Below are 16,630 nucleotides of genomic sequence, written 5' to 3' on the forward strand. Positions count from 1 at the left end.
GCTACTGCGTCTTGCCGGTCGAGTCGTCGATGGCGGGCTCGTCCGGGCTCGACGGCGTCGGAACCGCGCCCTTGATCACGGTGACCACCGGACCGTGGTTGGTCACCCGCACGACGTATGCGGTGCCCGGTTCCTCGACCCGCGCCGTCGCGCCCTCGGTCGTGAGGTCGAGGCCGCAGAGCTTCGTCGTCACGGATTCGAGGTCCGCGACGTACAGGCACGAGTTCACGCCCTGGTCGATCCAGATCGGGACGTCGCCGTCGTAGCCGACCACCTGCAGGAACTCCCCTTCAGCGCCGGTCTCCTTCACGATGACCTTGGCGATGTCGAGTTCGGTGCCCTGGAACATGGTGGTCCAGTCCGGGCCGGAGTTCTCCCACTTGTCGATGATCGCGACCTGCCCGCCCTCCGTGTCCCGGACGATGTACGCCTGCACCGTCGTGTTCCCGGACTCGTCGAGCTGACCACTGACGGCGAGCTGCCCCCAGTACGCCTGTTCGTCGGCCTTCGGATCCGGAGGTGTCGCACAGCTGACGGCGTCTTCCGGCAGCGGGGTGAGCATGATGCACTCGAGATGGAGATCGGACTTCGTGGCGTACCACGCCGTGACCCCGTACTTCTCCCCGACCATGCGGACCGATCCGGGGTCGTACGTGCCGGATGCCTCGAAGTCGGTCCAGGCCGCCCTCTGCTCGGCGGTCATCGCCGGGCCGCCGTCGCGGCCGAAGAGCAGCCAGCCCGCCCCGAGACCGATGAGCAGAGCGGATGCCAGGGCCGCGACCGCGAGGAGGATGCGGCGTCTCCGGGGCGCGCCACGTCCTTCGTCTCGTCGCTGCGCTCCGCGCTCAGGATCCGCGGCGCGAGCCGGATCCGTCCCAGGTTGTGCAGGTACCTCCGGCGCTTCCGCCGCTTCTTCTGCTCCGGTCTCAACGGTTGCGGGTGCCCTCGGCGCCTCCCCAACTCCGGTCTCAACGGTTGCGGGTCTCTCGATCTCCGCACCCGCAACGGGTGAGACCGGAGCTGTGGCGGCTGCAGCGGACGCACCGCTCCGCACGGCCGCCTGCAGGGCGGCGAGCTCGTCCGCTTCGGCCGCGTTCAGGCCGCCGCCGGGGCCGTAGGCCCGGCGCTGCAGTTCCCGAAGGCGGTCGTCGGCAGGCATGGTCACTCGGCCGCCTGCTCCCCGGTCACCAGAGAATCGTGACTGAACGTGGTCGTGAGTCGCGGTCCCATGTTCGTGTCCCGCAGCCCGTACGTCGCGTTCGGCAGACTGATCGTCACCTCGGTGGTGTCTGCGCTGCAGGACTGCTGGCTGATTCCGCCGAGATCAGCGGCGTAGAGGCAGGTCTCGACGTTCTGAGTGAGCCAGATCGGTGTATCGCCGTCATAGCCCACGATCTGGAGGAAGTCACCGGGCACTCCGGTCTCGTCGACGATCAACTCGGCGATGTCACGCTCGTCGCCGCTGAACATGTCAGCCCAGTTCGAGGCCTGGCTCTCCCACTTCTGCATCACGACGGTCGGGGTCCCACGCACATCCCGCACCACGAAGCCGTTCACGGTCGTGCCCTTGTCGTCGCCGAACCGCACCTGGGTCGACAACGGCACGCTGTAGGCCTGCCCCTGTTCCTCCCGTTTCGTCGGCAGGCATCCGATCGACACCTGCTTCGACGGCGTGAGCATGAGGCACTCGGTCGATCCGTCCTCCTGCGTCGCGTACCAGGCGGTGATCCCGTACTGCTCGCCGAGCATGCGGATCGAACCGGCGTCGTACTTGCCGGATGCCTCGAACTCGGTCCAGGCGCTCCGCTGCTTCGCATCCATCGCCGGGCCGGTGTCGCGGCCGAACAGCAGCCAGCCGGCGCCGAGACCGACGAGAAGAGCGGATGCCGCGGCCGCGACGGCGAGAAGAATGCGTCTCCTCCGGGGTGCGCTCCGCCCTTCGTCTCGTCGCTGCGCTCCTCTCTCAGGATCCGTGGAGGGAGACGATTCCGTCTCAGGACCCGGGTGCGTCTGCCCCGCCTCATCGGTTCCGGTCTCAACGCTTGCGGGTGCCCCTGGCGCATCATCAGTTCCGGTCTCAACGGATGCGGGTGTCTCGGCCTCAACACCCGCAACGAGTGAGACCGGAGCAGGGCTGGCGACGGTAAGCGCGACCGAGGGCTCGACGACCGAGGGCTCGACTACCTCCCCCACCGGGGGCTCTGCGACCGGCATCCGCCCCACGGCCTGTAGCTGCGCGAGCTCCTCCGCCTCTGCGGCGCTCAGGCCCCCGCCTGGCCCGTAGGCCCGACGCTGCAGCTCGCGAAGGCGCTCGCCGTCAGGCACCCTCAGACCAGCCTCTCGTACTGCGCCACCGCCCAGATCAGCCAGCCCGCGCTGAACACCGTGGCCGCGATCCCCAGCACGAGCGCCCAGATCGCGACGGCGCGGTTCTCCACAGGGCGGCGGATCGACATGATCGCAGCGATCACGGCGATGACCGCAACCGGGATGCCCCAGCCGACGAACATCGACGTGCACAGCGCGACGATCGCCGCGAACAGCGCCCAGGGCGCGAGCCTGGTCTTGTCCTCGGCGTAGGGCTCCCCCGCGGAGGGCTCCCACTCCGTGGAGATGCCGCCGGTGTCGGCATCCGGCCCCGTCATCACCGGCTCGACGCTCACCGGTCCGGTGGGCAGCTTGCTGTAGGTCTTCCGCGCGCCGGGCAGAGCCGCCGAGCCCTCCGGGCGCTCGACCTCGGGGCTGGGCTCCTCGACGTGCGGTTCGCTCATGCCGGGCTCACCTGGATCTCTGTCACGGGCAGCGTGGAGTCAGCGCCGAATGCGAAGGTCGAGGGGCCGCGGCCGGAGGCGATCAGTTCTGCGGCGAGCGCGGCGATCATCGCTCCGTTGTCGGTGCACAGGCTCAGAGGAGGGATGCGCACCGTCACGCCGGCGGCCTCCGCGCGCTCGAGGGTGACATCGCGCAGCCGGCGGTTGGCGATCACGCCGCCGCCGAGCAGCAGCCGCGGCACACCCAGGTCCTCGCAGGCGGCCAGTGCCTTGGTGACCAGGACGTCGACGACGGCCTCGCGGAAGCTCGCAGCAACATCCGCCACCGGGATCTCCTGGCCGTCGGCCTGCGCACGCTCGATCCAGCGTGCGACGGCCGTCTTCAGTCCCGAGAACGAGAAGTCGTAGCGGTGCTTCGCCATGTCGGATGCCCGGGACAGACCGCGTGGGAACCGGATGGCGGTCGGGTCGCCGTCCGCAGCAGCCCTGTCGATCTGCGGGCCGCCGGGATAGGGCAGGCCGAGCAGCCGTGCGACCTTGTCGAAGGCCTCGCCGGCCGCGTCGTCGACCGTCTCGCCGAGCAGTTCGACGTCGGTGGTCAGGTCGCGCACGTGCAGCAGCGAGGTGTGACCCCCGCTGACCAGCAGGGCGATGGTCGGGTACTCCAGGGGCTCCGAGTCGGGCGTGAGGATGTCGGCCGCGATGTGACCGACGAGGTGGTTCACCGCGTACAGCGGCTTGTCCAGCGAGACCGCGAGTCCCTTCGCCGCGCCGACGCCCACCATGAGCGCGCCGGCGAGTCCCGGTCCGCTGGTCACGGCGACGGCGTCGAGATCGTCAAGAGTGACCTGCGCCTCGGCGAGCGCAGCCTCGATCGACGGCTGCAGCGCCTCGAGGTGCGCGCGTGCGGCGACTTCGGGCACGACGCCGCCGTAGCGGGCGTGCTCGTCCATGCTCGAGGCAATCGTGTTCGACAGCAGCGTGCGGCCGCGGACGATGCCGATGCCGGTCTCGTCGCAGCTCGTCTCGATGCCGAGGACCAGAGGTTCAGGCATCCTGCGCCTTCCCGTTCAATTCGATCTTCATGATGATCGCGTCGATCCCGCCCTTGTAGTACCGCGGACGGCGACCGATCTCGACGAACCCCTCGGAGAGGTACAGGGTCTGCGCGACCCCGTTGTCGTCGCGCACCTCGAGGAACGTGTCGCGCGCGCCGCGTTCACGCGCCTGGTCGAGCAGCAGGCGCAGCATCCGTCGTCCCCTGCCCTGCCCGCGGAACGCGGGGTCGAGCGCGATGGTCTGGATGTCGGAGTCGGGTGCGCCGAGCAGTGCGCGCACGCCGCCGTAGCCGACGATGCGACCGGCTTCCTCGTCGACGACGTAGTGGTTGTGCGCGCTGGTGATCTCGGTGGCCATGGTCTGCTCGCTCCACGCGTCGTCGGGGAACGACGAGTTCTCGAGGGCCATGATCGCGTCGAGGTCGTGGATGGTCGCGGCGCGGATCACAGCCGCACCTGCTTCGGGACCTTCACATCCGGATGCCGCAGGTACAGCGGCTCGTCGCCGGAGAGGGTGCGTCCGGCCGCGAGCGCCGCCGCGCCGACGCGGGCGAGGGCGGCCCCGTCGATCGTGCTGACCGTGACCACGGGGATGTCGAAGGCGGCATCCTGCGGTTCGAGGCGGGTCGGCTCCACCAGGATCGGGATGCCGTCGGCATCCGTGCCCTCGAAGACACTGACCGCGATCTCGCGGCGGCGCGCGTCGGTGATGATCGCGAACCTGTCGGTGCGCGCCTGGGCGAGAGCCGCGGCGTAGTGGCTGGGAACCGGGATGACCGGGATGCCTCGGCCGAGCGCGAACGTGCGCGCGGCGGCGATGCCGATGCGCAGGCCGGTGAAGGGTCCGGGGCCCATCCCCGCGACGACATGCGTGATGCCGGGGCGGACCACGCCCTGGAGCAGATCGCCGATCACCTCGGCATGTCCGAGCGGGTTGGCGCTGCCGGCGTCGGCGACGGTCGTGCCGTCTTCGGCGACGACTGCGACGGCCGAGCCCAGCGAGGTGTCGACGGCGAGGATCACGCCCTCCAGCGTAGTCGTGACGGGGTGTGAGAGGCCTGCGCGGAGTGCGTTCGGCGCGTACACGAGTTCCACCGAGAACAGGACCGAGTTCCGCGAATCCTGTCCTGGACGTACGGCGGATGCCGGCGGCCTCAGACCTCGACGCGGGCGATCGTCACGATTCGGGGTGCGTCCGCGTCGAGGTCCTCGTCGGCGAGGTCGTCGTCACCGCCGACCGGGCGTTCGAGCTCGATGTCCCACCAGGCATCCGTCACGGCAGCGGCCATCGGCCGGCCCCACTCGATCACGACCACGGAGTGGGTGAAGTCGATGTCGAGGTCGTCCAGTTCATCGGCGGAGCCCAGCCGGTACGCGTCGACGTGCACCAGCGGCGCACCGCCGACCAGCGAGGGATGCGTGCGGGCGATCACGAAGGTCGGGCTCTGCACGGGTCCGCGCACACCAAGGCCCTCGGCGAGCCCCCGCGTGAACGTCGTCTTGCCCGCGCCGAGCGGACCGGTGAGCACGAGCACATCGCCCGCCTGCAGCCGGGTGCCGATGCGGTGCCCGAGTGTCTCCATCTCGTCGGAGGTCGCGATCTCGCGCCGCCCGGCGAACTCCTCGAGCCCGCTCATCGCACGTCCCGACGCGGGACGCGGTGCCCGATGCGAGTCACGATCTCGTAGTTGATCGTGCCCGCGGCATCCGCCCAGTCGGTGGCGGACGGGTGCCCGAGAGTGGGATCGCCGAACAGGATCACCTCGTCGCCCGGAGCGACCTGCGCGTCGCCGACGTCCACGACGAACTGGTCCATCGCGATGCGCCCGGCGACGCGGAACCGCTGCCCGCCGATCTGGACGGGGCCGCGATCGGATGCCTGGCGCGGAATGCCGTCGGCATAGCCGAGCGGCACGAGGGCCAGCGTCGTCTCGCGCTCGGTGCGGTAGGCGTAGTCGTACGAGACCCCGGTGCCGGCGGGCACCCGGCGCACGGCGTCGACTGCGGCGCGCAGCGTCATGGCCGGGCGCAGGCCGAGGTCGGCCGAGCCGCGGTCGGCGAAGGGCGACAGCCCGTACAGCCCGATCCCGATGCGCACGGCATCGAGGCGGGTGTCGGGCCGGTCGATCGCGGCAGCGGTGGCCGCGAGATGCCGGATCTCGGGGCGGATGCCGAGGGATGCCGCCTGCTCGACCGCCGTGTTGAAGGCGGCGAGTGCGGCCGCGTCGTCCTCTGCGGAGGCGTTGGACAGATGGCTGAAGATGCCGACGATGCGGATGTGTCCGATCCGCTCCAGCCGCGCCGCCTCGGCGAAGGCCTGCTCGCGCTCGCCCGGAGCGAGTCCGTTGCGGCTCAGCCCCGTGTCGAGCTTGAGGTGCACCGACGTCGTGCCCGGAGCGGATGCCGCGGACTGCAGCTGCTGCATCGACGAGATGCCGATCTCGACACCGGCATCCGCTGCGTCGTCGAACCGCCGATCAGCGGGGTGCAGCCACGCCATCAGCGGCGCGTTGATGCCGGCACGGCGCAGCTCGAGGGCCTCCTCGATGGTCGCGGTGCCGAGGCGCGATGCCCCGCCCGCGAGCGCCGCGGTCGCGACAGCCACCGCGCCGTGGCCGTAGCCGTTCGCCTTCACGACGCCGATGACGTCGGTGCCGGTGAGGCGCCGCAGGTGACGCACGTTGTCGGAGATCGCGTCGAGGTCGATCGTGGCCTCGCGGAACGGCGCGCTCATTCTGGTTCCTCTTCTCCTCTGCGCCGAGACGAAGAGGCCTCGGCGGCGGTGGCCGGCGCGGGCGCGGCATCCGGCCCCTCGGCGACGACGTAGGCGATCGCGAGCCCGGCGTCGTGGCTCAGGCTCAGGTGCATCGTGCGGATGCCGCGCTCGGATACGACCTGCGACGTGGACCCGGTGAGCACGAAGTAGGGCTTGCCGGAGGGCTCGGAGGCGATCTCGATCTCGGTCCAGTGCACACCGTCCGAGCCGCCGAGCGCCTTGATCAGCGCCTCCTTGGCGGCGTAGCGCGCGGCCAGCGAGCGCAGGTGCAGCTGCTGCTCGGATGCCGTGAACAGGCGCTCCAGCAGCCGAGGCGTCCGGGCGACCGAGCGCTCGAACCGCGGGATGTCGACGAGGTCGATTCCAGTCCCGATGATCACCGGTTCAGCCTACCGGGGCCGGTTCTGCGGACGATCCGCAGCGCAGGGTCCTCTGCGGATGGCGGAGGTTTCCGCAGATGGCGGCAGCTCCCGCGGCGATTCGACCGCCGGATGCAGAGCGTGCCGCCGTCTGCAGGGCGCTCCGCCGCCAGCCGCGCTTGTAGATGGCGGACCGACCTGCGGATGGCGGAGGATTCCACGGCGTGTCCGCCGCCGGACGCAGATTCATCCGCCGCCTGCGAGGCCAGGATCAGAGTGTCCCGAACCGCTCCTCGTATCCCGGCGAGAGCTCGGCGAAGCGGGCATCCCAGTCCTGCGTGAAAGGCTGCCCGGCGAGGTGCGCCTGCAGCCGCTCGAGGTAGGTCTGCCAGCCGGCGCCGTAGAAGATCGAGCGGATGCCGGTGTGCACGAGGCGCATCCGAGTGCCGCCCTCGACCTCCTCGAGCGTGACGACGAGCTCGGTGGGCTCCTCCTCGATCGCGTGCCACGTCGTGGTGAATGAGCGCGGTGCGTCGCACGCGGTGATGGTGCCGGTGGCCCACGACGGCTCGTCCCCCACGGCGACGACCGACCAGGAACCGCCCAGGCTCAGGTCGCCCGTGAGATCGACCATCCAGCGCGCGATCCGGTCGCGGTCGGTGATCGCCTGCCAGAGATCCCGGATGCCGGTGGCGTAGACGTCCTCGTAGACGAGCCGGTAGCCGGACGGATGCTTCTCGATGACGGGACTGGTGATGCTCATGAGATCTTCCTCTCCCTCTTCTCGCCGGATGCCGCGCGGCGGCCCCGCGCGACCTCGGTGTGCAGTGCGTCGAGGCGCTGTGCGAGCGGATCGGTCAGCTGCGCGAGGGCGCGGGATGCGGCATCCACCCCCGCGCGATCCAGCGCGTAGATCCGACGCGTGCCCTCGGCGCGCACCGTCGCGAAGCGGTGCTCGCGGAGCACCCGGAGGTGCTGCGAGACGGCCGGCTGCGAGATGCCGAATTCGCTGCGAGCGATGTCGGTCAGAACGCCGGCCGGCTGCTCGCCCAGGGCGAGCAGCGCGAGCAGGCGCCGCCTGACGGCATCCGCGAGGACCTCGAACTCGTGCACGGCCTCACTATATAAGTTCATACTTATACTCTCAAGGGTCTCTTGCGGGTGGCGGACCGATCTGCGGATGGCGGAGGATTCCACGGCGTGTCCGCCGCCCGATGCAGAATCGTCCGCCACCCGCGAGGACGCCAGTCACCCTCCACAGGGCGACTTTCCGGAGGCCTATGCACATCACCGCCTTTTGACGCTCGGGGCGATTCTGAGATCGACCAGGATCACCAGCATGATCTCCGCCCGTCAGCTCGTCGACCACTTCGGCGGTGTCGCCCGCAGCAAGCAGCTGGCGCCATTCGGCTTCTCCCGATACCGATTGGATGTCGCTGCGCGCAACGGCGAGATCGAGCGCATCCGTCCTGGAGTGTTCGCGACGCCGTCCGCCTCTTCGTCAGCGAGAGCCGCGGCCGCACACGGGGGTGCGCTCACGTGTTCCGGTGCCCTCCGGCATCACGGAGTGTGGGTGCTGCACGATGAGCCGAAGCCTCATGTATGGATGGGGCGGGCGGGCCGCAAGCACACCCACGACAAGTGCGAATGCACCCTGCACTACCGCCCGGGACGGATGCAGCTCGGCGTCGCCGACGTCGAGCTGGCACTCGTGCACGCCTACGACTGCCACGGCGACGAGTTCTTCTTCGCGGCCTTCGAGTCCGCCTGGCACGAGAGACTCATCGGAGCCGGCGAGCGGGCCCGTATCCGCGCCGCCCTTCCGGCATCCGCACGGTGGATGGTGGATTTCGCACGGAACGACGCCGACAGCGGCCTGGAATCGCTCGTGAGACTTCGCCTGCACCAGCTCGGGATCAGCGTGGAGACGCAGGTCGCGATCCCCGGTGTCGGCAAGGTCGACTTCGTGATCGACGGCCGGCTGATCATCGAGGCGGACGGCGAGGAGAACCACGAGGGCGCGACGAACCGTCGGAAGGATCTGCGGCGGGATGCCGCGGCATCCGCTCGCGGGTACGAGACGCTGCGTTTCGACTACTGGCAGATCATCGAGCAGTGGGAGAGCGTCCTTCCCGCGATCCTGGCCGCGCTTGCTCGGGCGCGCGCATGATCCGACACCCGGCATCCCACGTCCTCCGTTGCGGATGGCGGACCGATCTGCAGTCGGCGGACAAGCCCCCGGCGAGTCCACCGCCGAACGCCGATCCATCCGCCACCTGCAAATGAGGTGACGACCTCACTCCACGGTGACGGACTTGGCCAGGTTGCGGGGCTGGTCGACGTCGAGGCCCTTCGCGGTGGCGAGCGCCATCGCGAAGATCTGCAGCGGCACGACGGCGAGGACCGGCTCGAAGAGGGCGCCGGCGAGCGGGATGCGGATGACCTCGTCGGCGAAGGGCAGCACCGCGGCATCCCCTTCCTCGGCAACGACGATGACACGGGCGCCGCGGGCGCGGATCTCCTGGATGTTCGAGACGACCTTGGAGTGGATGAGCGCGGAGTGCCGCGGCGAGGGCACGATCACGAACACCGGCTGGCCGGCCTCGATCAGGGCGATCGGGCCGTGCTTCAGCTCGCCGGCGGCGAAGCCCTCGGCGTGGATGTACGAGATCTCCTTGAGCTTGAGCGCGCCCTCGAGCGCGATCGGGTAGCCCACGTGGCGACCGAGGAACAGCACCGAGCGGGTGTCGGCCATCCAGCCGGCCAGCTGCGAGACGTGCTCCTGCTCCTCCGAGAGCACCTGGGCGATCTTGTCCGGCAGTGACTGCAGCTCGGCAACCTCGGCGGTGGCATCCACATGCGTTCCGCGCACGCGGCCCATGTGCAGGCCGAGCAGCAGCAGCGCGGTGATCTGCGCCGAGAACGCCTTGGTCGACGCGACGGCGACCTCAGGGCCGGCGTGGGTGTAGACCACCGCGTCCGACTCGCGCGGGATCGTCGCGCCCTGGGTGTTGCAGATCGAGAGAGTGCGGGCGCCGCGCTCGCGGGCGTACTTGACCGCCATCAGCGTGTCCATGGTCTCGCCGGACTGGCTGATCGAGACGACCAGGGTGTCGTCGCCGATCACCGGGTCGCGGTAGCGGAACTCGTGCGCGAGCTCGACCTCGACCGGCACACGCGCCCACTGCTCGACGGCGTACTTGCCGACCAGGGCCGCATAGGAGGCGGTGCCGCAGGCGGTGATGATCACGCGGTTGATGCCGAGGAACAGCGAGTCCAGGCCCTCGAGCTCCGGGATGATCACCTGCCCCTCCTGCACGCGTCCGCGGATGGTGTTCGCCACGGCATCAGGCTGCTCGGCGACCTCCTTGGCCATGAACGACGACCAGCCGCCCTTCTCGGCGGCGGCGGCGTCCCACGACACCTCGAACGGCTGCGCCTCGACGGCGTTGCCCTCGAAGTCGGTCACGGTGACGGAGTCGGGGGTGATCGCGACGATCTGGTCCTGCCCGATCGCCAGAGCGCTGCGGGTGTGCTCGACGAACGCGGCGACGTCGGAGCCGAGGAAGTTCTCCCCCTCGCCGAGGCCGATCACGAGCGGCGAGTTGCGGCGCGCGCCGACCACGAGGCCGGGCTGGTCCTGGTGCATGGCGAGCAGCGTGAACGCGCCGTCGAGGCGGTTCACGACCGTCTGGAACGCTGTGGCCAGATCGCCGGTGCGGCGGTACTCCTGGCCGAGCAGCGCGGCGGCCACCTCGGTATCGGTCTCGCTGAGGAAGGTCACTCCCGCATCGGCGAGTTCGGCGCGCAGTGCGGAGAAGTTCTCGATGATGCCGTTGTGGATCACGGCCAGCCTGCCGTCGTCGGCGAGGTGCGGGTGCGCGTTGTTGTCGGTCGGGCCGCCGTGGGTCGCCCAGCGGGTGTGTCCGATGCCCGTGCTGCCGTCCGGCAGTGCGGCATCCGCCAGCGAATCGCGCAGCACCGCGAGCTTGCCGGCCTTCTTGCGCATGCCCAGCTCACCGGCCTCGTCGATCACGGCGATGCCGGCGGAGTCATAACCGCGGTACTCGAGGCGGGCGAGCCCGGCGAGCAGGATGTCCTGGCTGGGCCGCGGGCCCACGTATCCGACGATTCCACACATGGCTTCAAGGGTAAGGGCGCGGTTTTGCGAGGGTTCCGTACCAATCCTTCGTCTCGCTCCGCTCGCTCAGGAACCGGTGCGGGATGCCGGAACGCGGAGCGGCCGGTTCCCGGCATCCATCTGCAGGCGGCGGACGGAACGACGGCCGGCGGATGAATCGCCGGCGTGTCCGCCGCCGAACGCAGATCCGTCCGCCGTCTGCAAGAGCGGAACGGATGCCGGAAGGCGTCAGACCTTGCGGAGCTGCACGCTCTCGACGGCGTGGTCGACGCCCTTGCGCAGCACGAGGGTGGCGCGATGCCGGGTGGGCAGCACGTTCTCGAGCAGGTTGGGCATGTTGATCTCGTTCCAGTACCCCATCGCCGTGGTGACGGCCTCGGCGTCGGTGAGGTGCGCGAACACGTTGAAGTACGACGACGGGTTGGTGAACGCGCCCTTGCGGAGCGCGAGGAACCGGTCGACGTACCACTGCGCGATGTGCGCGGGGTCGGCGTCGACGTAGATGGAGAAGTCGAACAGGTCGCTGACGGCGACGTCGTTCGGTGCGGGCGGCGGCTGCAGCACGTTGAGCCCCTCGACGATCACGACGTCCGGGCGGCGCACCACGACCGTGGCATCCGGGATGATGTCGTACCGCATGTGCGAGTAGAACGGGGCACGCACCTCGGCCGCGCCGCTCTTGACCTCGGTGAGGAACGACAGCAGCGCGCGGCGGTCGTAGGACTCGGGGAAGCCCTTGCGGTCCATCAGACCGCGCCGCTCGAGCTCGGCGTTCGGGTAGAGGAACCCGTCGGTGGTGACCAGTTCCACGCGCGGGGTGCCTGGCCAGCGGCTCATCAATTCGCGCAGCAGGCGGGCGATCGTCGACTTACCGACGGCGACGGAGCCTGCGACGCCGACCACGAAGGGCGTGGTGGAGTCCGGTTCCTGCAGGAACGCGCTGGTCGCGGCCCCGAGGCCCTTCGACGAGGTCGCGTACAGGCTGAGCAGGCGGCTCAGCGGCAGGTACACCTCGCTGACCTCGGTGAGGTCGAGCCGGTCGCCGATGCCGCGCAGCTCGACGACCTCGGTCTCGGTGAGCGGCTGGTCGAGTCCGGCCGCGAGCCGCGCCCAGTCCGCGCGGTCGATCGCGCGGTACGGAGACAGCGGCAGAGTCGGGTCAGTCACGCGTTACATGGTATCCGCGCGCCGTCGGATGCCGCGTTCCGAGACCGGATGCCGACGGCGCGCGGCTCGCGCAGGGGGCGGCGCAGCCGGATGCCGCGGGCGCGCGGCTCTAGGCTGTTCCCATGTCAGAGGATGCCGCCAGCACGCCGCCGCGTCCCCTCTGGCGGCGCATCACCGGGAGCGCCTGGTTCCACCTGATCGCCGCGTTCCTCGTGGTCGGTGCGCTGCTGTCCTTCGTGGCGAAGCCCTATTGGGTGCCGTCCGGATCGATGGAGCAGACGCTGCAGGTCGGCGACCGTGTGCTGGTGAACCGCCTGGCGTATGTCGGCGACGCGCACCCGGGCGACGGCGACATCATCGTGTTCAACGCCGATGAGACCTGGGGCGCCCACTCGACCGACGGGGAGAACCCGATCAAGGCCGCGCTGCGCTGGCTGGGCGAAGTCAGCGGGTTCGGGCCCTCGGGCGAGCACACGCTGATCAAGCGCGTGATCGCGGGGCCGGGACAGACGGTCTCGTGCTGCTCGGCCGACGGGCGGATGCTGGTCGACGGCGAGCCGATCGACGAGCCGTACATCTTCGAGGACTTCCCGTTCGAGGAGGGCACGCTGGACTGCGACACGACCCCGATGTCGATGCGCTGCCTGCCCGAGGTCACGGTTCCCGAAGGCTCGTACCTGGTGCTCGGCGACCATCGGTCGAACTCGGCCGACGGCGCCTACCCCTGCCGTGGGCAGGCCGACCCGGATCCCGCATGCTGGCGCTGGGCGCACGACGACGACGTCGTGGGACGCGCCGTCGTGATCCTGTTCCCCTTCGACCGCTGGTCGGACCTCTGAGCACACGGGTGATCAGGCGGGCGGGCGTCCGCCGTGCAGGCTCTCGTAGATGTCGCCGATGAACTCCTCGATCTGCTGAGCGCCGGTCACGGGCCCGCCGGCCAGCATCCCGTCGGCACCGAGCAGCACCGCACTGGGCGTCATCATGATGCCGAAGGAGTCGTACGCGTAGCGCTCGGGGTCGTGCAGCGACTGCGGCTCGGCGAGCTCCGTGATCTCGGCGTTCTGCGGATCGTCGCGCAGCAGCATCCGAACCGAAACCTCCGGCAGCAGCTCGCGCCAGGTGGGCGCCTGCGCGATGACCTCGGTGCATGACCCGCATCCCGGCTTGACCGCGAGCAGCAGCAGGGGCTGCTGCATGCTGAGCTTCCGGAGGTTGACCTGCTCGCCGTCCGCGCGGGTCAGCGGCACCGCCGGGGTCAGCGAGCGGACGTAGTCCAGTTCCTCGCCGTCGTCGCCGACGACCGGCTGCACGGAAGCCGCAGCCGTCTCATCCGCCGGGACCGGCCACATGGTGAGCGCGACCGTGACGGCGGCCGCCGCCAGCCCCGCGACCCACGCCCAGTCCACGCCGGACAGCGAGGCGACAGGGCCGCCGAGCAGCGGGGTCGTCCAGCTCGTCGCAAGTGCGGCGACAGCAAGCAGCACGTACCAGCCGTTACGCACCGCGGTCACCCGGGTGATGCGCTTGCGTGCACCGAAGCACGCGCAGGTCGTGTCGGTACCGGCCTGCAGGATGCGCACGACGAACACGAGATAGCCGACCATCAGCGCCAGTGCGACGAGTGCGGCGAGTGCGCCGAGCACTCCGCCGAGCACGATCATGGCGACGCCGAGCACGAGCTCAACCCATGGGTGCAGCTTCAGCAGCCAGGTGCGCCGCAGTACGGCGGGGACGCCCAGGTCGGCCCATCCCGACAGGTCGTCGGGGTGACGGAGCTTGGCGACCCCGCTGGTGACCAGGACGGCTGCGATGAGCAGGGCGGGAACGAAGCTGAGCGGCACGCTCACATCGTATTAGGCCCGGAGCAGCCCGGCGTCGGTGAAAGCGCGGAGGTACCGGTCGGCGTCGGGCGCGGCCTCCGCCTCCGTGACCCCGCGCCGCGCGGCCAGACGAGCGGCGACGCTGCCGGGGGCGGCGCCGTCGGCGACGAGCCAGACCTCGGCGGCGGCGTCGGTGAGCACCATGATCGGCCCCTCGGGCAGCGGCGCGACGTAGACGATGCCGTCGCTGACGAGGACGCCCAGGTCGGCGGCGCGGCGCAGGATGCCGGTCATCGCCGCCCCTTCCCACCGACGATCTCCCGAACACCGCGGGATGCCCGCGAGCCGAAGGCTCGCACGATGTCGGCCGGGCCGGGACGCCGGCCGAGCTCGTGAGCCAGCCGGTCGGTGTTCACGAGCGGCGCACGCAGCGCGGTGCCCGCCGCCCCGAGGAGCGTCGGCTGCGCACGCACCCGTGCCCACCACTCCTCGATGCGGGATCCGCCGTGCAGCGTCACCCGCCACAGCGCATGGTCGGCACGCCCGCGGTAATCGTCCAGCGTGCCGCGCGCGGCCGCCCATCCGGTCCGCGCGTCCAGCGCGTCGACCAGGCCGTCGCGGCGGCGGCGGATGCCGGCATCGGCGGAGTCCCAGATGGAGTTGGCTTCCGCGCGTTCGGAGTCGGAACCGCGCGCGGCGTTCAGCATGAGCAGCACGGCCTGCGCGTCGGCCCCCGGCACGGGGCAGGCGACTCCCGCGGCGTCGACCGTGCCACCGCCCGCGGCGAGCAGGGCGAAGGCGCGTTCCGCCGGCATCCGGATGCCGGGGAACCAGCGGTGCACGTCGGTGTAGCCCCAGTCCGGATGCCAGTAGGTCTGCGCGTGCTCGAACGGCGAGCCGTTGCGGAAGGTGCTGTAGACCTTCCAGCCGTGCGCCCGCAGGGCTCTGTCGACGGCCGGGATGCCGGCCGGCTCGACGATGACGTCGACGTCGCTGCCGTGTGCGGGCGCGGCTCGCAGCGAGGGGTCCCACGTCGTGCCCTTGATGTGCAGCACGCGCGCACCGCTGTGCTGCGCGATGGTCTGCACGGCCGCACGCGCGAGTTCCAGGCGCACGACGAGCGGCACGGGCGAGAGCGGTTCGGACACGCCGTCAGCCTAGGGCCTGCGCTGTCCTCGAACACGTCGAGGAATGTCGCAGATGGCCGCATCAACGCTCCGGAAGCGTCACACAGAGACACTCCACAGGGCGGTCGCTCAGCGCCCGCGGCGCCGGAGCACCTCGCGGAACACCTCGCCGTGCAGTCGGGCGATCTCGTGGTCGTCGGCGAGACCGGGAGTGCGCGGCGCGGCATCGGAGAGCCGGGCGCGCAGCGCCGGGTCGTCTGCGAGACGGCGCAACGTCGCGGCAAGCGCCCGCTCGTCCCGCGCGGGAACGAGCAGACCGTTCCGCTCGTGCTGCACCCATTCCACCGGTCCCCCCTCGTCCGCGGCGACCACGGTGGTACCTGCGGCGAGCGCCTGCAGCACGTTCTGCCCGAGCGGTTCCGGCCGCAGCGAGTACTGCACGGCGATGTCCCAGTCGTCGAGCGCGCCGTCGACGTCGGAGACGTGCCCCGGCATCAGCACACGGTCGCCGAGCCCCAGCTCCTCGGCCCTGGCCCTGAGCGACTCGGCGAAAGCCTCATGCCCGAACGGCGCACCGCCGGCGAGGATCAGCTGCTCATCGCCCTTGCCGAACGCCAGGGCGAACGCGTCGAGCAGCAGCTCCTGCCCCTTCCACGGGTCGATGCGTGCAAGCATCCCGATCCGCAGCGGCCCGGGCCGCCGGATTCCGCGCATGCGCGGCCGCAGTCCGGACGGGCTCGGGATAGCGGCGCCGACAGCGTCTGGCCGCAGGTACGGCGCGGCGGTGGCGAGAGTCGCCTGCGAGTTCGCGATCACGCCGTCGGCCCGCGGGAGCACGATCCGGGTCATCAGCCGGTGCCCGAACCCGCCCAGGCTCTCCACGTCGATGCGATCGCGCAGGTGGACGACGAGCGGGCGACGGCTCCCTGTCAATGCGAGAGCCGCGTATCCGGCGGAGCGGGTGGTGTTCGCGACGATCAGGTCGCCGGAGCGGACCGCCGGGTCGGTGCGCGTGGCGGCTGCCTGCACGAGCAGCCGGGTCCCGATGCCGAGCGCCCCGAGTGCGGATGCGCTGCTGCCGCCGGCCTGCTGGGCGACGCCGCGAGCGCGGCGGGGCACGGATGCAGGGAGGGCGTCGAACGCCCCATCCACTGCGCCGTCGGGCAGCAGCACCGTGGCATCCCAGTCCGGATCGGCGGCGAGAAGGCGCACCAAAGCCATCTCTGCCCCTCCGCGAGCTGCGGTGTGGTCGAGATGCACGATGCTCGGGCGCACCGCAGTAGAGACCCCAGTTCTCAAGTTATTCGTCTCCCCAGACGGAGCGATCCATCCGTACCCCTACGGATGGACTCCTCAGCCGAAGATCTTCCCCAGACGGCTAAGGTGTGCTCACGGGGAATTATAGAGG

General features: G+C 70.5%; 19 protein-coding genes. 2 read left to right on the forward strand and 17 right to left on the reverse strand.

Annotated elements, in window-relative coordinates:
* Window position 1: 1 nt before the first annotated feature.
* The 11 genes from GON06_RS10610 to GON06_RS10660 all read right to left on the reverse strand — a co-directional run bounded on the left by GON06_RS10610 (window position 2) and on the right by GON06_RS10660 (window position 8,077).
* Window positions 2-1,165, reverse strand: coding sequence for a hypothetical protein (locus tag GON06_RS10610; RefSeq protein ID WP_157312290.1), 1,164 nt, complete (start codon window positions 1,163-1,165; stop codon window positions 2-4).
* A complete protein-coding gene (locus tag GON06_RS10615; RefSeq protein WP_157312291.1) occupies window positions 1,162-2,325 on the reverse strand; it encodes a hypothetical protein in 1,164 nt (387 codons plus the stop codon). The genes GON06_RS10610 and GON06_RS10615 overlap by 4 nt, the downstream gene beginning before the upstream one ends.
* Window positions 2,326-2,327: 2 nt before the next feature.
* The gene (locus GON06_RS10620) at window positions 2,328-2,771 is read right to left on the reverse strand and encodes a hypothetical protein (RefSeq protein WP_157312292.1); all 444 of its coding nucleotides are present in this window, start codon (window positions 2,769-2,771) and stop codon (window positions 2,328-2,330) included.
* Window positions 2,768-3,826, reverse strand: a complete 1,059-nt coding sequence (gene tsaD, locus GON06_RS10625; protein WP_157312293.1) for a tRNA (adenosine(37)-N6)-threonylcarbamoyltransferase complex transferase subunit TsaD — start codon at window positions 3,824-3,826, stop codon at window positions 2,768-2,770. Before tsaD ends, GON06_RS10620 begins: the two co-directional genes overlap by 4 nt.
* A complete protein-coding gene (gene rimI / locus GON06_RS10630) occupies window positions 3,819-4,277 on the reverse strand; it encodes a ribosomal protein S18-alanine N-acetyltransferase (RefSeq protein ID WP_332837405.1) in 459 nt (152 codons plus the stop codon). The genes tsaD and rimI overlap by 8 nt, the downstream gene beginning before the upstream one ends.
* Window positions 4,274-4,852, reverse strand: coding sequence for a tRNA (adenosine(37)-N6)-threonylcarbamoyltransferase complex dimerization subunit type 1 TsaB (gene tsaB / locus GON06_RS10635; protein ID WP_332837406.1), 579 nt, complete (start codon window positions 4,850-4,852; stop codon window positions 4,274-4,276). Before tsaB ends, rimI begins: the two co-directional genes overlap by 4 nt.
* Window positions 4,853-4,983: 131 nt before the next feature.
* The gene (gene tsaE / locus GON06_RS10640; protein ID WP_157312294.1) at window positions 4,984-5,466 is read right to left on the reverse strand and encodes a tRNA (adenosine(37)-N6)-threonylcarbamoyltransferase complex ATPase subunit type 1 TsaE; all 483 of its coding nucleotides are present in this window, start codon (window positions 5,464-5,466) and stop codon (window positions 4,984-4,986) included.
* Window positions 5,463-6,563, reverse strand: coding sequence for an alanine racemase (gene alr / locus GON06_RS10645; protein WP_157312295.1), 1,101 nt, complete (start codon window positions 6,561-6,563; stop codon window positions 5,463-5,465). The genes tsaE and alr overlap by 4 nt, the downstream gene beginning before the upstream one ends.
* The gene (locus tag GON06_RS10650; protein WP_332837407.1) at window positions 6,560-6,985 is read right to left on the reverse strand and encodes a holo-ACP synthase; all 426 of its coding nucleotides are present in this window, start codon (window positions 6,983-6,985) and stop codon (window positions 6,560-6,562) included. The genes alr and GON06_RS10650 overlap by 4 nt, the downstream gene beginning before the upstream one ends.
* Window positions 6,986-7,235: 250 nt before the next feature.
* On the reverse strand, window positions 7,236-7,727 hold the full coding sequence (locus tag GON06_RS10655) for an SRPBCC family protein (RefSeq protein WP_157312296.1): 492 nt from the start codon (window positions 7,725-7,727) through the stop codon (window positions 7,236-7,238).
* Window positions 7,724-8,077, reverse strand: coding sequence for an ArsR/SmtB family transcription factor (locus GON06_RS10660; protein WP_332837408.1), 354 nt, complete (start codon window positions 8,075-8,077; stop codon window positions 7,724-7,726). Before GON06_RS10660 ends, GON06_RS10655 begins: the two co-directional genes overlap by 4 nt.
* A 226-nt stretch (window positions 8,078-8,303) precedes the next feature.
* Here GON06_RS10660 and GON06_RS10665 point away from each other — a divergent pair, with 226 nt between their 5' ends.
* Window positions 8,304-9,134, forward strand: a complete 831-nt coding sequence (locus tag GON06_RS10665) for a type IV toxin-antitoxin system AbiEi family antitoxin domain-containing protein (protein WP_157312298.1) — start codon at window positions 8,304-8,306, stop codon at window positions 9,132-9,134.
* 126 nt (window positions 9,135-9,260) lie between these two features.
* On the opposite strand, the gene glmS is transcribed toward GON06_RS10665, so the two are convergent.
* On the reverse strand, window positions 9,261-11,105 hold the full coding sequence (glmS, locus tag GON06_RS10670; protein ID WP_157312299.1) for a glutamine--fructose-6-phosphate transaminase (isomerizing): 1,845 nt from the start codon (window positions 11,103-11,105) through the stop codon (window positions 9,261-9,263).
* A gap of 228 nt (window positions 11,106-11,333) precedes the next feature.
* Window positions 11,334-12,272 (reverse strand): type I pantothenate kinase, encoded by a 939-nt coding sequence (coaA, locus tag GON06_RS10675; RefSeq protein WP_332837409.1) that lies wholly within the window; start codon window positions 12,270-12,272, stop codon window positions 11,334-11,336.
* Window positions 12,273-12,394: 122 nt separating this feature from the next.
* Here coaA and lepB point away from each other — a divergent pair, with 122 nt between their 5' ends.
* A complete protein-coding gene (gene lepB / locus GON06_RS10680; RefSeq protein WP_157312300.1) occupies window positions 12,395-13,111 on the forward strand; it encodes a signal peptidase I in 717 nt (238 codons plus the stop codon).
* Window positions 13,112-13,123: 12 nt separating this feature from the next.
* Here lepB and GON06_RS10685 read toward each other — a convergent pair whose 3' ends face one another.
* The 4 genes from GON06_RS10685 to GON06_RS10700 form a co-directional block, all read right to left on the reverse strand.
* The gene (locus GON06_RS10685; RefSeq protein ID WP_157312301.1) at window positions 13,124-14,116 is read right to left on the reverse strand and encodes a TlpA family protein disulfide reductase; all 993 of its coding nucleotides are present in this window, start codon (window positions 14,114-14,116) and stop codon (window positions 13,124-13,126) included.
* Window positions 14,117-14,128: 12 nt separating this feature from the next.
* A complete protein-coding gene (locus tag GON06_RS10690; protein ID WP_157312302.1) occupies window positions 14,129-14,389 on the reverse strand; it encodes a PqqD family peptide modification chaperone in 261 nt (86 codons plus the stop codon).
* Window positions 14,386-15,243 (reverse strand): hypothetical protein, encoded by an 858-nt coding sequence (locus tag GON06_RS10695; protein ID WP_157312303.1) that lies wholly within the window; start codon window positions 15,241-15,243, stop codon window positions 14,386-14,388. The genes GON06_RS10690 and GON06_RS10695 overlap by 4 nt, the downstream gene beginning before the upstream one ends.
* A 108-nt stretch (window positions 15,244-15,351) precedes the next feature.
* Window positions 15,352-16,443: a glycosyltransferase family 4 protein gene (locus GON06_RS10700; RefSeq protein ID WP_157312304.1), complete on the reverse strand. Its 1,092-nt coding sequence runs from the start codon at window positions 16,441-16,443 to the stop codon at window positions 15,352-15,354.
* Window positions 16,444-16,630: the final 187 nt, after the last annotated feature.

Source organism: Microbacterium sp. MAH-37 (assembly GCF_009758255.1).
GTDB lineage: Bacteria > Actinomycetota > Actinomycetes > Actinomycetales > Microbacteriaceae > Microbacterium.